This is a genomic window from Sporomusa rhizae (assembly GCF_041428845.1).
Lineage (GTDB): Bacteria > Bacillota > Negativicutes > Sporomusales > Sporomusaceae > Sporomusa > Sporomusa rhizae.
On the sequence record NZ_CP156925.1, the window covers coordinates 4166341 to 4190492 of the forward strand.

The following is a 24152-nucleotide window of genomic DNA, read 5'->3' on the forward strand; positions in this document are numbered from 1 at the left end:
GACCTTCGCAGCAATCTCGCTTATTTTTAACTAGAACCTGTATTTAGGACTACCCTGGTTGATGTTGGCCAGGAGTAGTGGTTTGACTGTCTTTAACCGGCTCAATTTCATTTTCTACCCATACCGGGTTATGGTGTTTGGCTTCCTCAAGGGATTGAGTTCCGTCACCAAACATACAGAGGAATTCGCCCCAGTTGTAGACACCCAAGAAGATGTGGGCAAATACTGCCAATCCAAGAATAATACCAATAACCAGATGGAACATATCGAACCAATACATTACTGCTTTGGGGGCCACCGGTAAGAACGCATACAGTCCCCAGCCGGTAACAATCAGAACGATACCACCTAACAACATCATAATACCCATTTGTTTCTGTCCGGAATTCATTTTCCCCATAGGCGGTACGGGAATGGTTTTGCCTAATAACATTTTTTGCGGATAGCCGCCGCCGACGAGCATCCACTTCATATCCCGCTCATCCCAGGTAGTTAGGCGGCGAACAAAAGCAACAATCCTATCCATAGCAAAAATTATGTAACCTGCACAAGCAATAGTAAGAATCCAAGCGCCTACGATGTGGATTTGCATTAAAAGATTCTGGGTATCATCACTAAACGGTTTAAGCCAAATAAAAAAGCCGGTAATTGCTGCAGGCATAAAGCCTAAAATCAGACCCCAGTGAAACAACCGCGAGATAAGAGGGTGCTTGAGTACCCGCGGACCATGTTCATCATGATGACTCATCAGTTAATCCCTCCTATACCAACTTGGTTCTATTTACATATTTAGTATGAAATAGTTCTTCAGCCAACGGACTCAGTGGATTATGTGCAAACTTTTTGTACACATCGTTCACAGCCTCATTATTATGGCTTTGACGGACTTTGGCCTTTTCATCATCTTTATAAATCCCTTGTGCCCGCATTTTTATATATTTATTACGGTCTTGTACCAAATCGGTAGCTACATATGCGCCAGTCCAAAGTACAGCCGCGCCTACGCCCGCAATTCCGATAAATTCACGCCGTGTAACTTTGACGGCTTTTTCTACATAATCATAATGTGCCATACTGTCCCCTCCTTATGACCAAGGCATTACAGCCTTGGCTTTATCAAGCCAGGAAGTGCCCATCGGATTAATTGGCTGACCGCCGCCATTTACACAACCGCCCGGGCAATTCATTATTTCAATGAAATGATACGGCGATTTACCGGCCTTGACTTCTTCCAGGAGCGGTTTAACATTTTCTTTGATGCCGTGCGCTACTGCTACCTTAAGGGTAACCTCTTTACCGGTCTTAACGTCTGTCAGGGTTACAGAAGCTTCTTTTACCCCTTTAAGTCCGCGTACAGGCTTAAATTCTAAAACACCAAGCTCTTTACCGGTGATAACAAAATGGGCTGTCCTAATCGCAGCTTCCATTACGCCTCCGGTATTGCCAAAGATAGTACCTGCGCCGCTATATTGCGCCAGCGGGTTATCTTTGTCGGTAAACTCGGGAACTGTTTTGAAGTCAATGTTCAGCTTTTTGAACAACCGTGCCAAATCTCTTGTAGTTAATACTACGTCAATATCCGGATAGCTGCCGGGTTTCCCCTGGGTTCCCCAGTAATGTGCCGCGCTATAAAATTCGGGACGGGATGCTTCAAATTTCTTCGCAGTACAGGGCATAATTCCTACCATGAAGATATCTTCAGGTTTAACCTTCCAAACTTCCTGGGCTCCATAGGTTTTAGCCAAAGCACCTGCCATCATCATCGGCGATTTAGCCGAGGACATATTGGGTAGTAATTCCGGGTAATAGAGTTCTGCATAGCGAACCCATGCCGGACAACAGGAAGTAAACTGCGGTAATGGCCCCAGGTGATGTTCTGACGGTTCGCCCAGTGCAAAATGGCGGATTTTAGCAATGAGTTCCATGCCTTCTTCCATAATTGTCTGGTCCGCCGTGAAGTTAGTGTCCAGAACTTTGAAACCAGCTTGCTTCAAGGCACCGTAGAGTTTTTCTGTAACAAGGCTGCCTGGTTCCATACCAAACTCTTCGCCAATAGCAACACGAACAGCCGGCGCAACTGTACCTACAACAGTCAGCTGCTTGTTCTTGAGTTTCTCAATGACCTTGTCAACTACGTCCACAACGTCTTTGGGCGCACCAAATGGACAGTTGATAAGGCATTGACCGCAGGATATACATTTCTCGCTGTTGATTTTGTGAATGGCCCCGTACTTGCCCTCAATTGCTTCTGTCGGGCAAAATGCCTTACAAGAATCACAGCCTTTGCATGTCTTGCGGTCAATCTCAATAATACGTGTTAATTCCTGTGATTGAAAACCTTTCAAGACAAAACCTCCTCACCCACGAAAATTAATTAAGAGTCCTGTAAAATAATGCTTTTGTGAAATTTAGAACATTTGGCACCAATTATGAAGTACTAAAGATAATAACGCCATAGTCTAAATTTAATTTATATTTAATGACTTGTCAATAATATTGAAATAGTCTGAATAAGTTAATTATTTCACTTATGTAAAAAATAGGAAATTTAGTTTAAATTTTTTTGCCTAAGAGCATACTATTACCAAAGGAGTTTGCCTAGGAGGTACAACAGTGAAACAGGATGTAATGAACACAATAGATATTGTCGGCCAGATCGCCGACCTAAAAGAAATTGATCATAAGAATACACTGGCAATTGCCACTTTTATAGAACTCCTCATCGATAAAGGCTTATTTACCCGTCAGGAGTTTAGTCAGAAGGCGCAGGAGCTGGAATCGGCTTCCTTGGTCGAAATTATTCTCAAGCGCCGAGCAGAACTGCGCACACACAAATAGGATACCTAATAATTGTACCTACAAGGCAACATGCGTAGCTTTCGCTGTGGCGTAAGAAGTACAGCAGCAGGAATAACATGTCGCTGCAAAAAAAATGGAGCCGGGAAAAATCCCGACTCCGTTTTTATCCTTTTAATATTCTGGTTCAATCAGACCGTAATGGCCATCTTTACGCCGGTATAAAACATTCACCTGCTCCGTGTCGGCGTTGGTAAATACGAAAAAGTCGTGGTTAATCAGATTCATTTGCATAATAGCCTCATCCACTGCCATAGGTTTAACTGCAAACCGCTTGGTCTTAACAATATGGAAGTCCTCATCACTGAGCGCTTCACTGGCCAGCGTTGCCGCCGGAATCACATCTGCTTTAAATCCGCCTGATTTAAATTTACGAGATAACTTAGCTTTATATTTTACAATTTGTCTTTCTAATTTTTCAATGACTAAATCAATGGAAGCATACATATCAGTAGTAGCTTCTTCACCACGCAGCAGTATGCCATTGATCGGTACCGTAACCTCAACAATATGTTTGCCTCTAGTAACGGTGAGGATTGCAGTAATGTCGCCAGTATTACCACCTTCAAAATATTTGGTGACTTTACCGACGCGTTTGGTAACATAGTCTTTCAATGCTGGTGTAATCTCAATATTCTTTCCTCGTACTGTAATTGCCATATTACCCATCCCCTTTCATGAATCCTATATATTTAATATTCCCTATAAAATCAAAAATTCCTGTCCGAAAATTCATTATTTTACAGCTTTTTTATCTTGACGGCATAATTCTTAACTATGTTACTGCGATTAATCAAAAATAGATGTAAATATACATAAAACACACAGGAAGTTCACACTAAGTGTTGGGCAATTTTTATCAGGAAATTAAAAAGCCCGGCGATTAATCGCCGGGCGGTTTTATATTTGTTATTGCGCTTTGTAAACGTTAGCAGCTTGAGGTCCGCGAGCGCCTTCAACGATATCAAATTCAACTTGTTGGCCTTCGTTCAGGGTTTTGAAACCTTGATCTTGAATAGCCGAGAAGTGTACGAATACGTCGCCGCCATCTTCTCTCTCAATGAATCCGTAACCTTTTTCTGCGCTGAACCACTTAACTTTACCAATCATGTGAAACTCCTCCTAAGATAAACTACCGACTGCTCTTTACAGTCACAAGAGGAAGTATAACATATATTGGCAGCACTGTCAATCGCGGGGCCAGGCGCGAGACAAAGTCTCACCGGCGCAATATCGTTCCCGCCATCCCCCGGCTAACCTGAAATCATAAGTAGTCTAAAAGACAATAGAGACCTCTTGTCAATGCAGTTATAATAAGCCAGCTGCCGGCCTTGAGTTGTATCTTGAATAAAAGAAGTCCGCCGTTGCAATTAACTGCAAGGGCGGACTTTTAGTACGCTCCGGTTGTGCCCAGGGGCAATCCGGCATAGTTTGGCAATATTTACATTCTCTAAAATTCTTAGAGTATTTTCGATAGGAACGCCTGGGTACGTTCTTCTTTGGCATTCAGAAATACTTCGTCGGGAGTGCCTTCTTCGACAATACGGCCTTCGTCCATAAAGAGTACCCGGTTGCCTACCTCGCGGGCAAAACCCATCTCATGGGTAACAACAACCATGGTCATACCTTCTTTGGCCAAGGTCTTCATAACATCCAAAACCTCTTTGATCATCTCAGGATCAAGGGCTGATGTAGGCTCATCAAACAGCATAACTTTCGGTCTCATAGCCAGCGCCCGGGCAATTGCCACCCGCTGCTGCTGACCGCCGGAAAGCTGGTCCGGATAGGCATTGGCTTTATCGGCAAGCCCAACCTTTACTAGAAGGTCGAGGGCAATCTTTTCCGCCTCGGCTGCAGGCATCTTCCGGACTTGAACCGGTGCTAACGTGATATTTTTCAGCACTGTCATGTGTGGAAACAAGTTGAAGCGTTGAAACACCATGCCGACTTCTTCCCGAACCTTATTAATGTTTGCTTCATTAGTAAGCGGAATGCCGTCAACAATAATTTCGCCTTCGGTAGGCTGCTCCAAATAGTTAATGCAGCGCAGCAAGGTGCTTTTCCCTGAGCCGCTGGGGCCAATGATAACAACAACCTCTTGTTCGCTGACATGAGTATTAACGCCTTTTAAAACGTGTAATTTCCCAAATTTCTTGTGTACATTTTTAATGCTTATCATCAGTCTTGTACCTCCGCTCAAGATAATCCACAAGGCGGGATATGGTAAAAGTCATTACAAGGTAAATAAACGCAACCGTCAGCCATATTTCGAAGGAACCATAAGTACGGGCAATAATGAGCTGACCACGCCGGGTAAGCTCTTCGAAGCCGATTACAGACACCAGGGATGAGTCCTTAAGCATCGCAATAAACTCGTTGCCCAGCGGCGGAATAATCCGCTTAAAAGCTTGGGGCAAGATAATATAGCGCATGGTCTGCGCCCAGGTCATGCCTAAAGAACGGCCTGCTTCCATCTGGCCTTTATCAATTGACTGAATACCAGCCCGGAAAATCTCAGCAACATAGGCACCGCTATTAATACTACAAGCCGTAATCGCGGCAATAAACGGATCGATTCGCTGTCCTACTACCAGCGGCAATGCAAAGTAAATCAGAAAGATCTGTACCAGCAAAGGGGTGCCGCGGATAAAATCAACATATACAGCCGCCAACGCTTTTACCGGCCAAACCAGTGACAGCCGAGATATGCCTACAAACATACCAATTAACAGACCAAATCCGACACTAAGTGCCGTTATTTGTACAGTAATACCGGCTCCCATCAGAAGCAGCGGAAATGACCGTACAACTAAATCAAAATCAAAATTCAACATCCTCACCCTTAATAAAAATTATAAAAGGTTGCATAAATTCACATGTCAATTATATGCGCACACGTCCAGAGTGTCAATAAGCAATTAAAAGAAAAACGGCGCGAATACTCGCACCGCAGCTATTTCTGATCTGTTGACGAACTTACTCTAAGACTCCCCCTTCTCTGAGTATGGGGTATACCCATACGGGTACAGGCGAGCCGTAAGTCGCCTTTATTGTGGAGGCTTCTTGCCAAACCATTTCATGTAAATTTTTTCATACTCGCCATTCTTTTTCAGTTCTTCCAAGGCTTTGTTGATTTTTTCGGCCAACTCGGTATTCTTCTTAGCGGTTGCAATACCATACTCTTCCGCGTTCAGCGGTTCACCAACAATCTTGGCGTCTTTACTGCCGGTCTTGGCAATATAGTATTCATTAACAGGCAAGTCATTAACAACAGCATCTACACCGCCGGCTTTAAGTTCCATAAATGCTTCCGGGGCATTATTAAATTCACGAACTTTGGCGTCTTTAATCTTCTTGGCTTCGTTAGCACCGGTGGTCCCGATTTGTACGGCAATATTTTTACCTTCCAGATCTTTAAAGCTCTTTAGGGTATTATTATCCGATTTAACAACCATCGACAGGCCGGATCTGTAATAAGGCTTGGAGAAATTAACCTTCTTAGTGCGCTCCTCGGTAATCGTCATCCCGGAGATAAGCACATCAATATTGCCAGCTTCCAAGGCTGGAATAAGTCCGTCAAAGTTTATGTTCTGCACTTCAACCTCAACACCCATTTGCTTGCCAATCGCTTTAATCAGATCGATATCAAATCCAGTATATTCTTTTGTCTTTTCATCTTGAAACTCAAACGGCGCAAACGCGGCATCAGCGCCAGCCTTTAATACTTTAGCTTTTGCCGGCTCGGCCGGTTTGGCAGTTTGCTGGCCACAACCGGTAAGTCCTATAACTAATACAAATAGAATAAGAACAGATAATGCAATAACTTTTTTAGACATAGTGTAACCTCCTTAATAGCTTGTGTAAATAATTATACATTTAAGTGTATAATTAATCAAGATATTTTACATGTGTACACACAAATATTTTTTCTTTACTACTAATCGGCTAAGGCGGAACATAGTCTATTAAGCCTGCTACTATAAGATTCTACAGTTTTGGCAATTTAAGCTGTATGCTATATAAAAAGCCCGGGATTATCATCCCGGGCATTGCTTAGCACATCTATATATATGTATTATTGTTCCTTTTTGGCGATAAAGCAGTCACGGCAGTAAATCGGACGATCATTGCGAGGTTTAAATGGAACTTGAGTGGTTACGCCGCATTCAGCGCATACCGCTTCATGCATTTCCCGCTGAGTTGTCTGACCTTCGCCATCGCGGCCGCGTCTTCTGTTACCACGACATTCACGACAACGGGCAGGCTCATTCTCAAAACCTTTTTCTGCGTAAAACTCCTGTTCCCCTGCTGTGAAAACAAAGTCTTTTCCGCAGTCCTTGCACTTTAGAGTTTTGTCCTGAAAAGCCATTAACGAAATCCCCTCACCTTAAGAAATTAAAAACCACTGCTTAGCCGACCTGGTCTTTGACCCCACACTCGCCTGCTGGAAGGTTCGCTACTAGGAATTCAATCCCCTCACTACTGCTTCTCTCGATCATATATATGTAGCTTGTTTTCCTATCGGCAGGACTTACCTCTAAGCCGCACCATGCTCAAAGCCACTTTGGGCTTCTTACGTGGGTCGTTTCGCCTGCGACTGGCATCGACTTTCAACCACAGACCTAAGCAAATTGGTTCTTATCTTAGATTATAGATATGCAGTCTGAAAAAAGCAAGCAGATATTTTTAAACGGCTATAATAGCTGGTGTGATTTTACAATTAATTTTTTGCTAAAATTGCCATATAGGGCATGGTATTAAAATTAGATGACTCTAATAGTTGAAATATAGTTATTAAAAAAGCTACATCATGAGCAACCATTTTAGTAAACGATTGGATAAGTATAATTACATGTTCTGTATTAAACTTTTCTTTATGTAAACCAGCCATACCAATCAACAACATCTTAATCATAGAGTATTTAACAACAAGCATTACATAATTATCAAAAATATGCTTTGCCCCAACAAATGGAAACAAGTTAGTAAAAACATCGTTAACAAGATAATTTTCTAAAATATATTCATGATCTTCCATAAACGGTTGATAATACTTTACATATGCTTCGGCATAGTATTGACCTATTTCTTCTACCGTATTTTCATCGGTATATTGAATACCCTCTAGGCATTCAGCAAAGCATTTAAGGTATCGTTCTGTTACGCCAGTTTTAACTAATCGGTAGTCTGCTATTTCCTTCATCAGTTTCATTTGAATTGTATATTCGTTTGGAATAGCATTTAGTTCTTTTAAAAATTCGCCTGAATCCAAATAATTGAGATAAGTAGTAATTAGATTTGGTATAGCCTGACTGTTGTTTTCGCTAATATGCTGGTCAAGACTCCGGCAAAACAGACCAAGAATAACCATTCGCTGCCATAGTTTATAGGTACGGTTTTGTAGTAGGGAAATAATAAAAATACGCACTTCCCAAAAATAGCGCAAAAAAGGATGAACAATTTTGCTTTTCTCAGGCTCAAAAACAATAAGTTGTGTATTTCGAATTCCCATATCTTCATAATTCTCCTCAAACTCCATGAGATCAGGATTGAGCAAGACAACTCGGGCAGCCTCTGGACAGGATACGGTTAAAACCTTCTCTGCTACACCGTTAACTATGTTTGTTAACCGTGGATAGGAACTACAGGTTACAGACAAATATTCTTCACCCAATTTGCGTTGGAGAGAACAAAGTTTATCAGAATCAAGCAGCGGACACATACCATCATCAGGATTCAACCTAATTTTGGCATAATTGATATCGCTAGCATCTGTACGAATCCGAGTTACGCCATCTTTCAATTTGTTGCGTAAATCCTTATCGGGACATTGACGATACTTTTGATAGGTATCTTTATCAATTACAATCCGCCAGGCGGCACAACATGTCTCTTCACAGTCAGTTCCAATACAGTGGAAATTTTCCATATATTCTGGTTGGAGAATTTTACGAGTTTTATTGGACATAAGAATAAATCCCTCCTTGTTATTTAAAAAAGAATTAATATTTTACCGGAAACATTCACGGGATAAACCTTCTTACTAAGTCCGTTAATTTTTTTCTTTTCTTGTTAGGTAATATAATAAAGGTTTCTGTAGATTAGCATCGAACAAGAAAATGTAGAAAAAATCAGGAGGATTAGGATGAAGCTAAGCTTATGTATGATAGTAAAAAATGAAGAGGAATTACTATCAAAATGTCTAGAAAAGATTTTTTCTCACGTTAGTGAGATCGTTATTGTTGATACAGGTTCCACCGATAAAACAAAAGAAATCGCCCAGCAGTTTACTGATCGCATTTACGACTTTGAATGGTGCAATGATTTTTCGCAAGCAAGAAATTTTTCGATATCCAAGGCTTCGAATGACTGGATTCTGGTGCTGGATGCGGATGAAATAGTAACGGAATTTGATGTAAATATCCTGAAATCGCTTGAGAAAGTTGAGGAATTAACTGTAGGCAGAATAAAAAGAATTAATAGCATTGAAGATAAATGGGGGCCAACCCAAAACACAGAAAGAATAAGCCGTCTGTTTAATAAACGATGGTTCCATTACGAAGGTATAATTCATGAACAAATCGTGCAAAAAGACAGCGACAAATCCTATAAAACCATTCCGGTTGGAATAACTGTCGACCATGTTGGCTATGACAAAGAAGTTGTTAACAAAAAATCCAAATTAAACCGTAATATCACTATGCTTCAACAAGCAATTACCACCAATTCCAATGATCCGTATTTACATTATCAGTTGGGAAAATCCTACTATATGGCGAAAGAATACCAACAAGCTCATGGCAGTTTTCAAATTTCACTATCACTTCCTTTAAATTTCGCTTATGAATATGTTCAGGATCTGATTGAGAGCTATGGCTATACATTAATAAACACGGAAAAATATCAACAAGCCCTCCAAATTGAGCAATATAGCGTATACTACCAAAACTCTCCAGATTTTAATTTTCTATTGGGACTTATATATATGAATAATGCACTCTTCAGCAAAGCAGTGGAGAGTTTCCACAATTGCATTGGCATGAAAGAAGGAAAAATGCAAGGTGTTAATTCATATTTAGCAAACTATAATATTGCTGTTATTTATGAAATCCTGGGCTACAGCAAAGAAGCAAGAGCCTATTATGAACAGTGTGGTACATACCAACCGGCCAAAAGCAGACTGGCAATATTAAAATAACCTATGGTTTAAGAAAAAGCGGCATTACTAAAGTAACGCCGCTTTTTACATTATCAACAGTATATCCCTTGCTGATAGTAAATAAGAACGACCAGACTTTTGCCTGCGTTCTGAAGGACTTGGCACACCCACCTCAAGTATTTAACGTCCCAACTACAACTGGCAATCCAGCCATAACCTATTTACCTTGAGGCAGGTATGTGGATAATTATATGAGATTAGCGTTATTTTTGATCCAGTCTGTAGTCTTAGCAATACCTGTCTCTAAATCATACTTTGGCTGCCACCCCAGCAGTTTATTAGCCTTAGTTGAATTGCAAAGCAATTTCATAATCTCACTTTGGGGATGGATATGCGGCAAATGCTTAATTTTAATGTTATCCTTGGCAATGAGCTTGGCCAACTCATTAATTGTCACATCCTGTCCCAGTCCGGCATTGACAATTTCGCCGTTAACGGCATCATTGTATCCGCATTGTACCACAAAAGATGCACAATCTTCTACATATAGAAAATCCCTGGTTTGTTCACCACTGCCGTAAATACCCAAATCAGCACTGGCAAGGGCATTTTTGATAAAGATAGCAATTACGCCGCCTTCACCGCCGGTCTTTTGAAACGGCCCGTAAGTATTGAAGGGACGAACAACAACCGCCGGCATGCCATAGGCATACCAATATGACAGAACCATATTTTCGCCGGCTATTTTGCTGCCAGCATACGGCGAAGCCGGTTTTACGGGATGGATTTCGGTGATTCCGGTTTCATCGTTGGCACGATCATATACCATGCAAGTACTCATAAATACAATTTTAGTATTATATTTTTTACATTGCTCTAAAACATTAAATGTTCCGGTTACATCATTTTCAAAAGTAGTACGCGGGTCATCAATACTATCTTGAACGTTAATACTTGCGGCTAAATGATAGCAGATATCAAAACCATTGAGGAAGAGCTTATTAAGCAATTCTACATTTTTAATGTCACCCTCGATAAAATCTTTCAATCCGGGATGCCCTTTAAATTCTTCGATATTTTCCCGGCGGCCATTGGACAAATCATCCATCGCCCATACATCATGACCATCATCTAATAGTCTTTTTACTATCCAACGGCCAATAAAGCCCGCTCCACCTGTAACTAATATCTTCAACTATTTTTCATTCCTTTCCAGAATGGTCTTTACACTATTTATTACATCTTGTACATCCTGATTTGTCATCTTGGGGAAAATGGGCAAGCTGATAATCCTCTCATAAAGATTCTCACTGTGAATACATTTCACATCCCGATAACCGTTTTGCTGGTAATAAGGATGCTTGTATACCGGAATATAATGCACATTTACACCAATGTTTTCTCGCTGCAATGCTTCAAAGACCTCTTTCCGGCCACAGCTTAGCCGTTCCAGATTTAATTTAATTACATACAGATGCCAGCTTGAATTGCAGCCGGCTTGTTGATATGGCACTGTCAATAAATTGTTATCTTTGAATGCTTCCGTATACATTGCCACTATCTCACGACGTCTTTTTAAAAACTTGTCCACTTTATTGAGCTGACTATGCCCCAATACCGCCTGGATGTCGGTCAGCCTGTAGTTATATCCCAAATCAAGCTGTTCATAATACCATGAACCTTGATTACTATGCATTTTAGCTTTATCGCGGGTAATCCCGTGGCTTCTAAACAACAATAGCTTTTGGTATAACTCTTCGCTATTAGTAGTAATCATACCGCCTTCACCCGTGGTAATATGCTTTACTGGATGAAAGCTGAAGGTTGTCATACCGGAAATGCTACCAATTTTCTTGCCTTTATAGTCGGCGCCTACAGCATGGGCAGCATCTTCGATTACTATTAGATTGTACTCCTTTGCTATTCGTCCTATCCCGTCCATATCACAAGGCTGTCCAGTAAAATGCACCGGAATAATAGCTTTAGTCTTACTCGTAATTTTTTTACGAATTTCACTTGGGTCAATATTATATGTAGCAGCATTAATATCAGCAAATACCGGAGTACCCCCACAGTAAAGTACTGCATTGGCAGAAGCGGCGAAAGTAATCGGTGTAGTGATAACCTCGTCATCTGCCTGGATTCCTGCTGCATAACATGCCGCATGCAAAGCTGCGGTGCCATTACATATTGCAACAGCAAACTTCGCGTCGACATATTGGGCAAAAGCCTTTTCAAACTCAGCAATATTAGGTCCGGTCGTTAGGTAATCGGATTTCAGCACATCCACTACAGCCTTGATGTCATCGTTATCAATCCATTGTTTGCCGTAAGGTAAATAGCTTTCTCTCACAACCAGATCATCCTCTCTTTATAAAATTCTTCCAAAACTATCAATAATCCTTTGGGCAATTCGCTCTGTGCCTTTGCCATCAACCAAGCTTTGTCCCTTTTGACTCATTTCTTTGCGTTTTTCATAATCACACATCAAGTTCACCAATTTGCTACTTATTTTTGTGTCGTCAATCTCATTATACCATCCGAAACTCTGTATATACCCTAATTGTTCCATCTTACGTACAATAAATTCCTGATTTTCCGCCAATATGAAGGCTATAGTCGGCGTACCGCAGGCAGCAAATTCGTATAAAGTACTGCCTCCCGCTGATATCGCTAGATCGGACCTCAACATTATAGCAGACACTTCAGAATATAATATCTGGGGTAATTTATTTACCTCTGAATTTGCATAAAGAACAATGTTATCGTACCTTTGGCTTAATTTAATTAAATACTCTTTGTTAGTAAAACCGCCACCCACTAAAACATTAAACCGCAAATCATTAAATCTTGTGTCATTCAATAAACTCACAAGCAGTCTTTCTGTTAGATTATAGAGATCATTTCCACCCGTAGTTATCATAATTTCGAAAACTTGCCTGCTAATCATTCTCTTGGGCAAACCTCGGAACTCATCTCGAATCATATTATAAGCAGGACCTAATAGCAGTACCTGCTGTTCGTTATAAACCTGGTATTCCAGGTATTGACCGGTAATATTACCGTTTACAATAATATCAACGGCATAAGTTGCTGTATTAATATCATCTATATATACTAGTTTTTCAACATACGGCTTGAGCGATAAAAAATACTCGTTACTAACATTGTAAGTATCAACAACTAAAATATTTATATGGTGGGTAATTAGTAATTTAGTAATTCTTTGAATCTCTGTCCCTAGTTCGGAAGGATCACCGTAAAAAAAACCTTCTGCATTATGCGCTACAGAAGGAAGACGAACAACGTCGAAATTCTCACTCTTGACTGCTTCTATTCCCTCGTTTAGTTTAGTAAAGAAACAAACTTTGTGACCATTCCGCCTAAACGCGTTAGCTAAAGATAAGCAACGCATAACATGCCCCATACCAACATTTTTTCCGCCGTCGGCTCGAACAGCAATATTTAGCATATTAGATAACCTTTCTTATTAACTCAAAAGCCTCGGCGTAATTTCTTCCCACTACAGTACCCCATTTTGCCGCAAAAATTTGCAAAGCCTTTAATGACCTAGGATGTGGATACTGGCCTAATTCACTTTTATAACACGCCATAGCATTCAGCTTTGCCTGTAAAGTATCTTCTATGTCAACAAATACATTCGGTTTAAAAGCTTTGTCACCATATTGGAAATTCCACTCTGTAGATGAGGGAGTCTCAAAACAATAAATTTCTTTAACACAATACTCTCCAACCGGTCGGCAAGCCGTAATTACTGCCTCAAAAGTTTTACGGTGATCGATGTTCAAATCACCGTAATGATGTGTAAAAATAATGTCTGGTCTAATCTCTTGGACATATTCTGAGACTTTCTTAATAATATCAAGTAAATCCATTGAGTCAAATCTATTATCCGGAAAATTAGCAAAATAAACTTTTTCGAAGCCGATTATGCTTGCTGCTTGCAAAGTTTGTGCGTGCAATTCATCTAATAATTCTTTTGATGAATTTTCTCTTTGTTCGTTTCGGGATGTAATTCCCTCACCCAAAATCAAACAATAAGCTTTATTGCCATTATTAATATACTTTTTTAATGTTCCTGCTACTCCAAGAATCTCATCATCAGGATGAGCAGCTACTAGGAGAATTGTTTTCATGTAAACTTAAACTCCTCCCGACATAATTTATAAAGACTCAGCAAGTGTTTAATAAATAGTTAGTCTTCTTTAAAATCATTCGAGTTTATTAACTCACCCTTATAAACGTCCTTAGTCAGTTTCAGTCCTATTAATACATCAGTGAATTCTAGTCCCATTCCATCTCCAGGCCTTTTGAATTCAATATCTTCTTTTTTAAGAATGTCTCCTTTTTTTAGATCACCTACATAAACCAGACTGCGTCTATAGTGTTTTCTGCTTGCAAAATCATTTCTTTCATTATCTTGAAGAGCTTGTTCAACAGCCCGTATTCCTTTAACTAAATCCTCTAATTCGATTGGTTCCATGGCAAAACAGTGGTCGGGACCCGGCATGCTTCTATCGAGCGTGATATGCTTTTCAATTATTTTTGCACCAATTGCGACTGCAGCGATAGATGTATAAATTCCTAACGAATGATCTGAAAATCCAACAGTTGCATTAGTAAACAAGTCTTGGTACCGTTTAAGCATTTGCAGATTAATTTCATTATACTTTGGTGGATATTGAGATAAACAATGCAATATTCCAATTTCTTTACACCCGGAATTTTTCAAACATTCATAGGCTGTAGCAACCTCTGATATTTTTCCCATGCCAGTAGAAAATACAACCGGTTTATTCGTTTTTGCCACTTTGACTAATAAATCTGTATAATTTAAGTCCATGGAAGCAACTTTGTATAAATCTACGTTAAGACTCTCTAAGAAATCAACTGCTTCCAAACTCTCTGGAGTTGAGAACGGAATAATCCCCTTACTTCTTGCATATTCAAACGCATAATCATACCATTCCAAAGGCAAAGCTAAGTTTTCAAGAACATTATTCCACGTTTTCTTTTTATTTGTATAATCGGCTTCTCCATAAGCAGTTGCCGATACTATGTCAGAAGCAATATCACCATAAAAAAAAGTTTGAAATTTTACAGCATCCACTTTGGCATTAGCCGCAACATCGATTAGTTCTTTTAATATAGCTTTGTCTCGATTGTGGTTTGATCCTATTTCAGCTATCACAAATGTCTTATTAAACATCTAGATCTCTCCTAATCTCTTAAATCAATTAATCGGCTAACAGAAAATATTAGGTTAAGTCTGTCACCGGTAAGGGGCTTATAGTAACTCCCATCACTTGACTCGCCTAAGTACTTCTGGTTTAAATAATTATGAATTGCTTTATGCAGTACACTTTGAATTAATCCCCGTAACTTTAATTCATTGTATTTATAGTTCTCCGAATAATCTATTTCTACTTTTTCTAATCCTAGAATTTTACCTGTATCGATTCCATTTGGACTTATTATATGTACAGTAATACCAGCATATTTTTCCTGATTGACAATGGCTTGTGGAAGCGGATGTCTTCCCCTATAATCAGGCAATATACCAGGATGAACATTAATAAATACATATTGCCGTGTGAGTTCATTGGGAATAATAATACCAAAGCTAGCAATTATATTAATAACACGTTCATTGAATAACTTATTTATTTCATTCCGCTGGAAATCTTCCGCATTTTTAATTTCAACAGTAGGTATTCCCATAGTTTTACAAAATAGAAGAATCATTTTTGATGCTCTTCCGGATTGAAAAAAATAATAATTAATTTCATATTCATTATTAACCAAATAATAAAATGCTTCGTCAAAATTACCAATAAAATTTACTTTCATTTCAGCGCTCCCGCAGCAATGGTTTATTAAAAATCAATTCCTTAATCTTATCTGTGCCAAGATTAAATAGAGGGTCAAAAAAACAAAGCCAAGGTTGAAAATTTTGAGCACTATTACCAAATTGCGCATAAACTGGATAGTCAAAATCATGAAATAATACTTTTATTTTAGGTTGATTACCTTCAAAACACTCTTTCACACCGTAATCTCGTCCGTTACTGCCCGATAAGTATAAATCTGCTTTTAGGTCTTTTGATATAACGTACAGATTCTCAACGCCGGTTATATCTTGATTAATGCTTAAACTGCTTGTTCGAACAAAATTGATTTTAATTCCAAAAATTTCACATAAGTTCGTTAACATAGTTTCAATCATGTCAACATAGTTAAGTGAATTCAAATCTTTATAATATGCTTCAATTAATTCTCGGTTATAATAAGGATGTTTACAATATGTAAAGTGCAAAGATTTTTTGTGATGCTCAATCCAACCATCGTTACTTACAACTGTATTCTGAATCTTCTCTCTACTGGAACTAGCTATAGGTATAGTTAACCATTGTGGTTTTCCGCTCGTCAAAATTTTGTTACGATTTTCAATTCCCCGTGATTGTCTTTGTACATTGTCTAATAAAACAAAAACATCTGTTATAGCTATTCTCTGCAAGTAGTTTAAAGCTGGTAAATACCTTGGTTGTGATATAGCGATACTTTTCAAGCAAATCTCCTACCTTAATTTGATATGTATCAAACTAATTTCTAACATAGTAAAACAGAGGATAGAGTCGAATTTTTAGGCGGTTTCTATTTTTTTGTAAAAAAATATGCTTTCTTTTTGATTTTGCCTATTATATCCGGCTTTATCAAATGTTCGTTGAGATGAAAGATTACTATATTTTACATTACCTATCAATTTATCGATTTTCCGGTCGAAATTTTTTACTTTATTTGCGAGTGCTTCTAATAATAAAACTCCGTACCCTTTTCCCCGGTAACGTCTGTCAACACTATAATCAATAATCGCAATATCTTCTTCAATATCAATCCTTACTTGCCCAATCGGGTAATCATTTACGTAACCAATATAGATTTTACAATTCGAAGAATTCAGCTTCTTATAAAACCAGTCTTTATGTTCTTGATATGCTATAACTTTAGAGTTAAATGCACTTTCTCTAACACTCTTATCATTTACCCATATAAAGAGTAAATCGATATTTTCTACCGTAGCTTCTTTTAGAATCATAGCACATTTTTTCCCTTAAAAAGTTATTTTTTTCTGTTCAATATGAGCATTAATTTTTATTAAGGCAGGATACCTCTCGAATAACTTTATAATATCCTCTAAATAAAAGTCATGTTTGCCCTTGTATAGATACTGGTATATCTTTTTTATAAGATCAAAATCCTCTTCAGTATCCAAAGTCCACCTGTGCTTGGAATAGTCAGTTTCATTTGTATAGTAATATATTAGCGGACTAGTTTCATAAATATATGGAGTTACATGTTCGCGCTGATATTTCTTATCTGCTTGTTTGAAGGCTTTTTCTAATACCTCAAATGAAAACACTTCTGTATCCAAGCCGCGTGGATAAGTACGTTTACTTAAATCGCTTGCGGCGTTAGTCACAATATCATAATCTTTTTTATCCTTAAAGAAGCCAACAATTTCATTGGTTACTAACGGATCAATTAAAGGACAGTCAGACGTAATCCTTACCACTACATCAGCCTTATTGTCCTTAGCCGCAAAATAATATCGGGCCAAAACATCATCTTCACTGCCTCTGAAACATTTAACACCACATTTAACTGTTTCTTCCATGACAGCGTCATCATGGCTAAGTGTAGTAGTTGCAATAACGACTTCATCGATATTATTAACCTGCTGAACACGCTCAATTACGTGCTGTAAAACAGTTTGCCCCAATAAGTCCTTCAGTATCTTTCCCGGCAATCTGGTCGAACCCATTCTGGCTTGAATAACAGCTACTGTCTTCACTAGCATCCACCTTCATTTATTGTACTTTTCCGTATTCTGTATTTAAAGAAATTTCTTTATCCAATGCCTTAAACGAAGGAATAATTTCATAAAGAAGAACATCGCTTAACTTTACACGATCCTGAAGTTCCATAGCCTCTTGCAGCAAGATTATTTGCTTTAAAATATTTTTTCTTACAATCTCAAATTGGGAAGCGTTATAATACCATTCGTTATTGTCGCTAATAGTAGTCAAAGTATTGGTGATATACTGCAATCCTTCCAGCAGCTGACCAAATTTATCCCAAGTATTTTGAGTTACTTCCTGATAAAATTCATTTACCATGTTATCTATTTCAGGAATAGCCCGGATTAAATATTCCTGGATTGAAATAAGTGTATCATCCATTAATTCCTTTAATGTTCTTACATTTACAACAATTGTTTTGATGTCTTCAATATGTTCTAGTAAATATTGGTTATAGTCGCAATATAGTTCGATATCATCTATTTCTATACTGCTAATGTTAACATTTGCATTTGCTAACAATTCATTAATTTGGCTGAACACACTTTCAGCAGCAACAATTTGGTTTTCACATTTATAAACCTTATCTAGAATTCTAATTTCCATAACAATACCCCATTTAAATAAAATAGGGCGGTTAAAATACCGCCCCTTATTCGCGGCTAAATAAGTCCGTTTTCTTTTAACATAGCTAATAGTTCTTGGCGGCTTACAGGTGCTTCATCATTAGAACTATAACTTTTCTGAATAGCTTTTTTAACCCCCGGGTACGAGAACTCTCTTTGCAAAAAGGTATTGGGAATGATAAACATATCAGGCAATTCATAAGCATCTTTGGCCTCTTCAATTGTCATCAGTTCTTCATACATCTTTTCGCCGGGCCGCAAGCCAATTTCCTTTATCTCAATATCGTCTGTACTAATATTTAGCTTCTTAGTTGTTTCGCTAATGATAACCTCAACTAAATCTTTCAGGCATATTACAGGCATTTTTAAAACAAATACCTCTCCGCCTTGCGCCTTTTTCATCGCTTTTATGGTCAAGTCTGTAGCTTGTTGCAAAGTCATCATAAACCGACTCATCGTAAGATCAGTAACCGTTATTTTTCGCTTATCGGCAATCTGGGATTTAAACAATGGGATTACCGAGCCGCGGGACCCCATGACATTGCCAAACCGAACAGCAGCAAAAATTGTTTCATGGTTACCACTATTATACTGCGCTGAAGCAATCAAGCGCTCAGCCATAAGTTTCGATGCCCCATAAGTATTCGTAGGGGCAATCGCTTTATCCGTACTTGTAAAAATGACTTTCTTTACCCCAGTATTGAGTGATGCCTTAATAATATTCTGTGTACCAATGATATTAGTTTTCACCGCTTCATACGGATTGTACTCGCAAGCTGGAACATGTTTCATGGCCGCCACATGGAAAACATAATCAATATCCTGCATAGCCCGTTCGACGCGGTCACAATCCCGGACATCACCAATTAAATAGCGAACATTGCAATATTGGTTCATTTGCTCTCGCAATTCAAATTGTTTATGTTCATCGCGGCTAAATACCCTGACAACCTCGGGATTTTCTCTTAGTATATATTTTAGTAAACTCTGACCGATTGTCCCTGTACCGCCAATAATTAGTATCTTTTTTCCTGTGAAAAAGTTCAAATTGTACCACCTATCTAGCTTTCTTCTGAACAATATGCCGATTCATAGCTGCTAGCTGGGGATTCCGTTCCAAGTAGCGAGTAATATCATATAAATCAAATGCCGGTTTAATAGAATACAGAGCCTCATATATACTTTTTATTAATTGATAATCATCTTCAGTATCAAGAGTTAGGCGATATTCCGGATGGCGTAAAAATTGTGGAGCTTCGCTATTTGACAGATTATATAATTCAGGGTGCTCATAAAAATATAAAGAAACGTGTTCCCGTACAGCCGGATCGGAAATAGTCTCTTCAACCTGCCGCAAGGCCGCAGTTCGGAAAATTTCGACACTACAACCTAATGGATAAGTTCGGACAAGCTGATTTGCAGCATAGTCAAGATAAGGATGCTCCAGCATTTGCTCAATAACCCTGTCAATTGTTTCATTATCAATAAGCGGGCAATCACTGGTAATTTGGACAATAAAATCAGTCCCGGTAGCTTCCGCTGCCTCTACGGTCCGTAACAGTACATCCTCTTCGCTGCCCCGGTAAAACTTAGCTCCCTGTGATTTAGCGGTTTCCATTACAACATCATCCGTCGGATTGGTAGTTGTAGCAATAACAATATCGTTCAAATATTTTGATCTTCTCAGTCTTTCAATCAGGCGAACCAAGGCAGGCTTTCCGGCCAAATCCATTAGCACCTTGCCCGGCAGCCGGGAAGACGTCATCCGAGTCGCTACTATCGCATTAATCCTCACTTGAATACCTCCATGATAAATCCGGCTACCCGTTCGGTCGAGTGCCCGTCAAGCCAGATAAATTTTTGTGACAAAACACTACTATTAGTAGTAACTTGAACGTCAAACCTTGAATTCATCAGCATTTCTAACTCTTGTGGCGAAGTTGACAACTTAGTTAATCCTAGTTTATTGGTAATACATAAATCCTGTTGCCGAAGATTCGGCTGGTAGCTTATTGCTGGGATTCCCATTAGTACTGCGTGTAGTAAACCCATAGTAGACATACCAATAACCAAATCGTAATCAGACAAAATATCAATTAAATTCCCCGATACTGCTATTTTCGCATAGCGCTGTTGAAAACACTCTGCATCCTTAGGGTGGAATTTTATGTGTAAACTACAATTATTTCTTTTAGTAACAACCTTGATACAGTCGGACAACGCCTGCTGCTCCGTATAACCTAAATTCTCACCATAGAAGGCCGATAAGGGTTGGGAAAGAAATAATACTTTATTCCATTCATTACTACAACAACGCATCATTGTTTGACAAGCAGTATATTTATCTAATCCTGGATGTCCCAAAACCGAAATAATCGTTTTGGGTATACCGTCTCGAATAGCTTCATCTTTAGCCAAACCATCCATCACAATACAATAATCAGGATAAATAACCTCTCCCGTGGGACAGACAAACCGGCTTCGGTAATTCGACCAATAATCGATAATCGCGACCGTTGGTATTCCGGCTTGTCTGCAAGCAGCGATAGCTTGTAACTCCAGGCTGCTCCCCCCGCTCGTTCCAGTTACAAGCCCACATATTTCGCCGTTGCTCAAAAGATTTCTGATTAATCGCAGCAGTTCGGCTTTTGCAACACTGTACATTGGATTTAGCTTTGCAGCAGGACCTATAGTATAAAAATCTACTGCATTACCATCTCGTTGCAATTTTTGCGCAACTGGAAAAACCACATCATAGCCACCAGGATCATGAGCTAGTAAGATTATTTTTTTCATATTCATAAAGCCCTTGACGCGATTGCCAAACCTTATCAACAGCTGTCATAAAATCATCAATATCCTGCTCACAATAAGGTACTCTGCACACATCAGCTATCAAAAGTTTATCTTCATACATATTTTCTACTACTGGGCAAATCCCTTTTTTGTAAGATTGACTCGGTTTATCGATTAACGAAAAAGGATACTGTGTCTGGTTATATACCTTTTTATGCTGATATAGTTTCATTAAATAAATTGGTTTGACATAACCTTCACCTAACGGGAATCCTTCCGCTTTCATCGCGGCAGCAAAAGTAGCGCGTGTAATTCCCCATATTGCTTTATCAAATTGAATAGGATAGACATAATATGAATGCTCATACCCTGTAGGTACAACAACACCCTGTAAGCCATTATAGCTTTTTAAGGCAGCAGTCAGCTTGTCCGCTAGTGCACGACGAATTGACAAAAAGCCATCTAATTTTTTTAGTTGTTCAATGCCGATAACTGCATGCAGCTCGGTCATGCGATAGTTAGAACCCAAAACTACTGATTCATCATCATTAAGATCATCTACTGCCAATTCGCCATGGTTTCGAACTAACTGGCAGCGATAAGCCAATTTGGGATTATCAGTTAGGATAATCCCGCCTTCGCCACTATGAATGACCTTATGATAGTTAAGACTGAAGATTCCTAAGTCACCGAATGTGCCCGCCTGTTTTCCCTCGATTGTAGCACCAGGCCCTTGAGCGTTATCTTCAATTACATATAAACCATGTTTTCTGGCAATTCTTAAAATCTCAGGTAAATTTCCCGGCAAACCAAACAAATTGGTTACTATAATTGCTTTTGTCCGAGGAGATAACCATTTTTCAATTTCTGCAGGATTCAAATTGTATGTGTCGGAGCAAATATCGACAAAGACAGGTACAGCATTATTCATTAAAATAGCAGATGCAGTAGCACACATGGTATAAGGTGTTACCAGGACTTCATCACCAGGACCAATTTCACAGGCCGCAACCGCTGTATGTAGTGCCGTAGTTGCCGAGTTAACCGCAATTCCGTATTTAGCCCCAAATCTATCTGAAAAATCTTTTTCAATTTCTTTTACTTTGGGGCCGCCAAGAAAAGCAGCTCCGGCCTTCGCTAAAAAGGCTGAAAGAGTTCCCGATTCCATAACTTTAACAACAGCAGCCTTTTCTTCTTCCCCCATTGTGTTAGTCCAGGGTATTGCCGCATTTCTAACCGGAGTTCCTCCTAATAAAGTCAATTTACTCATACCGACCAACCCTTTCTTCAGAAGAATCATTGTTATATGATTGTAATAATGATTGTGCAACATATAGAGGATATATACTATCATCCATTGTGCACATCGGCGATTCAGTACCTTCTAATACTTTCACAATATTGTCAACAGCATTTGCTAAATTTGACTCTGCTAACAACTTATTTTCGTGTCTGTCTAACAGCAAGCTTTTAAACCCTGAAAATAAATGATGCTCCCCAACACGATAATATAAAACATCATCACCACTATTTCGGAAGGAAATCTTCCCTTTGGAAAAATATAAATCAATTTCGACTAAATAATATTGGCTGTCATTAAATGCCTCAGCAAAACCGGTTACTGCATCACCGATTTTGAAGATAAACGAGAAAGAGGGATCATTGTCGCTATCAGCCGATGTCTCAATTCTATTAAGAATCCGAACCCTGTCAATTTTACCGACCCACCAATGCAATAAATCAAACAAATGCGCACCTGTATTGAAAATACCCCTGGTATATCTTACGTGTATCTTCTGTAATTCACCGTATTGTCCAGAAGATATAGTATCTTTAACACGTTTCATTCCACTATTCCAACGGCGCGACAGATTTGGAATGAGATGGCACCCCGTATCCTGGAGTAACTGTTTTAATTTAGTTACTTCCTCAAGTGAGCCAACCAAAGGCTTTTCACAAAAGATAATTTTAGCTGCTGAATTCTGTAATACTTGTTGGATTGCAGACAAATGATGACTGGGCGGAGTGCAAATACTAATAACATCTATTTCATTATTTTGCAAGAGCTCTGACACACTCTGGTAAAACTTAACTTCAGGTGCTAGTTTGTGAAGTGTCAGCTCCTGCTCCTTTATTTTATCGGTTGCAGCAACAAGTTTAATAGCTGGATTGAACTCATATGCTAAAACATGTGAAGAGGGACGCTCCCGCTTAGGATCCAGGTCATAGGTCAGACCGATCTTACCTAAGCCGATAACAGCTGCCTTATAATTGCTCATGATCTTTCTTTAACCATTCACTGCGTAATAAACTTAAATTAACACAGTCATGATAGTCCCCTTCACAAAAGTAAGCTTGGCGTGAAATTCCTTCTCTACAGAAACCAGCCTTTTCAAAAGCACGTACCGACCCAATGTTTTTATCAACTGCACCTGCCGACAGACGATTCAAATTTAGACGGTTAAAACAATGGCTAGCTAGTAAGGAAATTGCTTCAGCAGCATATCCTTTCCCCCAGCAGTCAGTCTCTCCAATGATAATTCCAATCTCCGCAGAGCGAAAGACATAGTTAATAGCATGCAGACCAATATTGCCAATATGCCTGTCTTTATCTTGCAACACAATTGCAAAAACAACATCAGTTCTACTTATAGCTTGGCTATCATAAAAACCCTTCATGGCTTCATAGCTATTGGGAAATATGCCATGCCGCATCCACCGCGTAATATTTTGGTCATTAAGCCATTGGAAATAACTTCCGTCAATATCTTTCTGTTCTAGTCTCCGTAAGTAGATTCTATTGGTTGCTAAAAATGGATGATGCACTCGGAACCC

Annotated in this window: 28 protein-coding genes; 2 read left to right on the forward strand and 26 right to left on the reverse strand. The window is 39.1% G+C overall.

The window, feature by feature from the left end; all coding sequences use genetic code 11:
- Positions 1-49 precede the first annotated feature (49 nt).
- From SRRS_RS19670 to SRRS_RS19680, 3 genes are read right to left on the reverse strand one after another with little or no spacing between them, the layout of a single operon-like run.
- Positions 50-748 (reverse strand): cytochrome b/b6 domain-containing protein, encoded by a 699-nt coding sequence (locus SRRS_RS19670; RefSeq protein ID WP_371362921.1) that lies wholly within the window; start codon positions 746-748, stop codon positions 50-52.
- A 13-nt stretch (positions 749-761) separates the two neighbouring features.
- Positions 762-1073 (reverse strand): iron hydrogenase small subunit, encoded by a 312-nt coding sequence (locus SRRS_RS19675; RefSeq protein WP_371362923.1) that lies wholly within the window; start codon positions 1071-1073, stop codon positions 762-764.
- A gap of 12 nt (positions 1074-1085) precedes the next feature.
- Entirely contained in the window at positions 1086-2345 is a 1260-nt protein-coding gene (locus SRRS_RS19680) for a [FeFe] hydrogenase, group A (RefSeq protein WP_371362925.1), read from the reverse strand.
- A gap of 268 nt (positions 2346-2613) precedes the next feature.
- Between SRRS_RS19680 and SRRS_RS19685 the strand changes: the two genes are divergently transcribed.
- Positions 2614-2838, forward strand: a complete 225-nt coding sequence (locus SRRS_RS19685) for a hypothetical protein (RefSeq protein ID WP_371362927.1) — start codon at positions 2614-2616, stop codon at positions 2836-2838.
- A gap of 132 nt (positions 2839-2970) precedes the next feature.
- Here SRRS_RS19685 and hpf read toward each other — a convergent pair whose 3' ends face one another.
- The 7 genes from hpf to fliB form a co-directional block, all read right to left on the reverse strand.
- Positions 2971-3516, reverse strand: a complete 546-nt coding sequence (gene hpf / locus SRRS_RS19690) for a ribosome hibernation-promoting factor, HPF/YfiA family (protein ID WP_371362928.1) — start codon at positions 3514-3516, stop codon at positions 2971-2973.
- 249 nt (positions 3517-3765) lie between these two features.
- Entirely contained in the window at positions 3766-3966 is a 201-nt protein-coding gene (locus SRRS_RS19695) for a cold shock domain-containing protein (RefSeq protein WP_371362930.1), read from the reverse strand.
- A 349-nt stretch (positions 3967-4315) separates the two neighbouring features.
- The gene (locus SRRS_RS19700) at positions 4316-5035 is read right to left on the reverse strand and encodes an amino acid ABC transporter ATP-binding protein (RefSeq protein ID WP_371362932.1); all 720 of its coding nucleotides are present in this window, start codon (positions 5033-5035) and stop codon (positions 4316-4318) included.
- Positions 5022-5687 carry an amino acid ABC transporter permease gene (locus tag SRRS_RS19705; protein WP_371369890.1) on the reverse strand — a complete coding sequence of 222 codons (666 nt, stop codon included), beginning with the start codon at positions 5685-5687 and terminating at the stop codon, positions 5022-5024. Before SRRS_RS19705 ends, SRRS_RS19700 begins: the two co-directional genes overlap by 14 nt.
- 216 nt (positions 5688-5903) lie before the next feature.
- The gene (locus SRRS_RS19710; RefSeq protein WP_371362934.1) at positions 5904-6692 is read right to left on the reverse strand and encodes a basic amino acid ABC transporter substrate-binding protein; all 789 of its coding nucleotides are present in this window, start codon (positions 6690-6692) and stop codon (positions 5904-5906) included.
- Between the two features lie 239 nt (positions 6693-6931).
- On the reverse strand, positions 6932-7225 hold the full coding sequence (locus SRRS_RS19715; protein WP_371362936.1) for a zinc-ribbon domain containing protein: 294 nt from the start codon (positions 7223-7225) through the stop codon (positions 6932-6934).
- 351 nt (positions 7226-7576) lie between these two features.
- Entirely contained in the window at positions 7577-8824 is a 1248-nt protein-coding gene (fliB, locus tag SRRS_RS19720) for a flagellin lysine-N-methylase (RefSeq protein WP_371362938.1), read from the reverse strand.
- A gap of 177 nt (positions 8825-9001) precedes the next feature.
- Between fliB and SRRS_RS19725 the strand changes: the two genes are divergently transcribed.
- Positions 9002-10054 (forward strand): glycosyltransferase, encoded by a 1053-nt coding sequence (locus SRRS_RS19725; RefSeq protein WP_371362940.1) that lies wholly within the window; start codon positions 9002-9004, stop codon positions 10052-10054.
- Between the two features lie 208 nt (positions 10055-10262).
- Here the strand turns inward: SRRS_RS19725 and SRRS_RS19730 are convergent, their stop codons facing one another.
- The 16 genes from SRRS_RS19730 to SRRS_RS19805 form a co-directional block, all read right to left on the reverse strand.
- Complete coding sequence (locus tag SRRS_RS19730; protein WP_371362942.1) at positions 10263-11210, reverse strand: dTDP-glucose 4,6-dehydratase; 948 nt, start codon at positions 11208-11210, stop codon at positions 10263-10265.
- Positions 11211-12368 (reverse strand): UDP-4-amino-4,6-dideoxy-N-acetyl-beta-L-altrosamine transaminase, encoded by a 1158-nt coding sequence (gene pseC / locus SRRS_RS19735; RefSeq protein WP_371362944.1) that lies wholly within the window; start codon positions 12366-12368, stop codon positions 11211-11213. It lies immediately after the preceding gene.
- A gap of 18 nt (positions 12369-12386) precedes the next feature.
- The gene (gene pseG, locus SRRS_RS19740; RefSeq protein WP_371362946.1) at positions 12387-13487 is read right to left on the reverse strand and encodes a UDP-2,4-diacetamido-2,4,6-trideoxy-beta-L-altropyranose hydrolase; all 1101 of its coding nucleotides are present in this window, start codon (positions 13485-13487) and stop codon (positions 12387-12389) included.
- Position 13488: 1 nt separating this feature from the next.
- Complete coding sequence (locus tag SRRS_RS19745) at positions 13489-14172, reverse strand: PIG-L deacetylase family protein (protein WP_371362948.1); 684 nt, start codon at positions 14170-14172, stop codon at positions 13489-13491.
- Between the two features lie 59 nt (positions 14173-14231).
- On the reverse strand, positions 14232-15245 hold the full coding sequence (locus SRRS_RS19750; RefSeq protein WP_371362949.1) for an N-acetylneuraminate synthase family protein: 1014 nt from the start codon (positions 15243-15245) through the stop codon (positions 14232-14234).
- A gap of 11 nt (positions 15246-15256) precedes the next feature.
- The gene (locus SRRS_RS19755) at positions 15257-15886 is read right to left on the reverse strand and encodes a formyltransferase family protein (protein ID WP_371362951.1); all 630 of its coding nucleotides are present in this window, start codon (positions 15884-15886) and stop codon (positions 15257-15259) included.
- Between the two features lies 1 nt (position 15887).
- Entirely contained in the window at positions 15888-16604 is a 717-nt protein-coding gene (locus SRRS_RS19760) for a WbqC family protein (protein WP_371362952.1), read from the reverse strand.
- Between the two features lie 75 nt (positions 16605-16679).
- Complete coding sequence (locus SRRS_RS19765; protein WP_371362954.1) at positions 16680-17132, reverse strand: GNAT family N-acetyltransferase; 453 nt, start codon at positions 17130-17132, stop codon at positions 16680-16682.
- A 15-nt stretch (positions 17133-17147) separates the two neighbouring features.
- Complete coding sequence (locus SRRS_RS19770) at positions 17148-17888, reverse strand: cytidylyltransferase domain-containing protein (RefSeq protein WP_371362956.1); 741 nt, start codon at positions 17886-17888, stop codon at positions 17148-17150.
- A gap of 16 nt (positions 17889-17904) precedes the next feature.
- Complete coding sequence (locus SRRS_RS19775) at positions 17905-18501, reverse strand: hypothetical protein (RefSeq protein WP_371362958.1); 597 nt, start codon at positions 18499-18501, stop codon at positions 17905-17907.
- 56 nt (positions 18502-18557) lie between these two features.
- Positions 18558-19568 (reverse strand): UDP-N-acetylglucosamine 4,6-dehydratase family protein, encoded by a 1011-nt coding sequence (locus tag SRRS_RS19780; protein WP_371362960.1) that lies wholly within the window; start codon positions 19566-19568, stop codon positions 18558-18560.
- A gap of 10 nt (positions 19569-19578) precedes the next feature.
- The gene (locus tag SRRS_RS19785; protein ID WP_371362961.1) at positions 19579-20316 is read right to left on the reverse strand and encodes a cytidylyltransferase domain-containing protein; all 738 of its coding nucleotides are present in this window, start codon (positions 20314-20316) and stop codon (positions 19579-19581) included.
- Positions 20313-21317: a hypothetical protein gene (locus SRRS_RS19790; protein ID WP_371362962.1), complete on the reverse strand. Its 1005-nt coding sequence runs from the start codon at positions 21315-21317 to the stop codon at positions 20313-20315. The genes SRRS_RS19785 and SRRS_RS19790 overlap by 4 nt, the downstream gene beginning before the upstream one ends.
- Positions 21289-22587, reverse strand: a complete 1299-nt coding sequence (locus SRRS_RS19795; protein ID WP_371362963.1) for a DegT/DnrJ/EryC1/StrS family aminotransferase — start codon at positions 22585-22587, stop codon at positions 21289-21291. Before SRRS_RS19795 ends, SRRS_RS19790 begins: the two co-directional genes overlap by 29 nt.
- Complete coding sequence (locus SRRS_RS19800) at positions 22580-23596, reverse strand: Gfo/Idh/MocA family protein (RefSeq protein WP_371362964.1); 1017 nt, start codon at positions 23594-23596, stop codon at positions 22580-22582. Before SRRS_RS19800 ends, SRRS_RS19795 begins: the two co-directional genes overlap by 8 nt.
- Positions 23583-24143 carry a GNAT family N-acetyltransferase gene (locus tag SRRS_RS19805; protein WP_371362966.1) on the reverse strand — a complete coding sequence of 187 codons (561 nt, stop codon included), beginning with the start codon at positions 24141-24143 and terminating at the stop codon, positions 23583-23585. The genes SRRS_RS19800 and SRRS_RS19805 overlap by 14 nt, the downstream gene beginning before the upstream one ends.
- Positions 24144-24152: the final 9 nt, after the last annotated feature.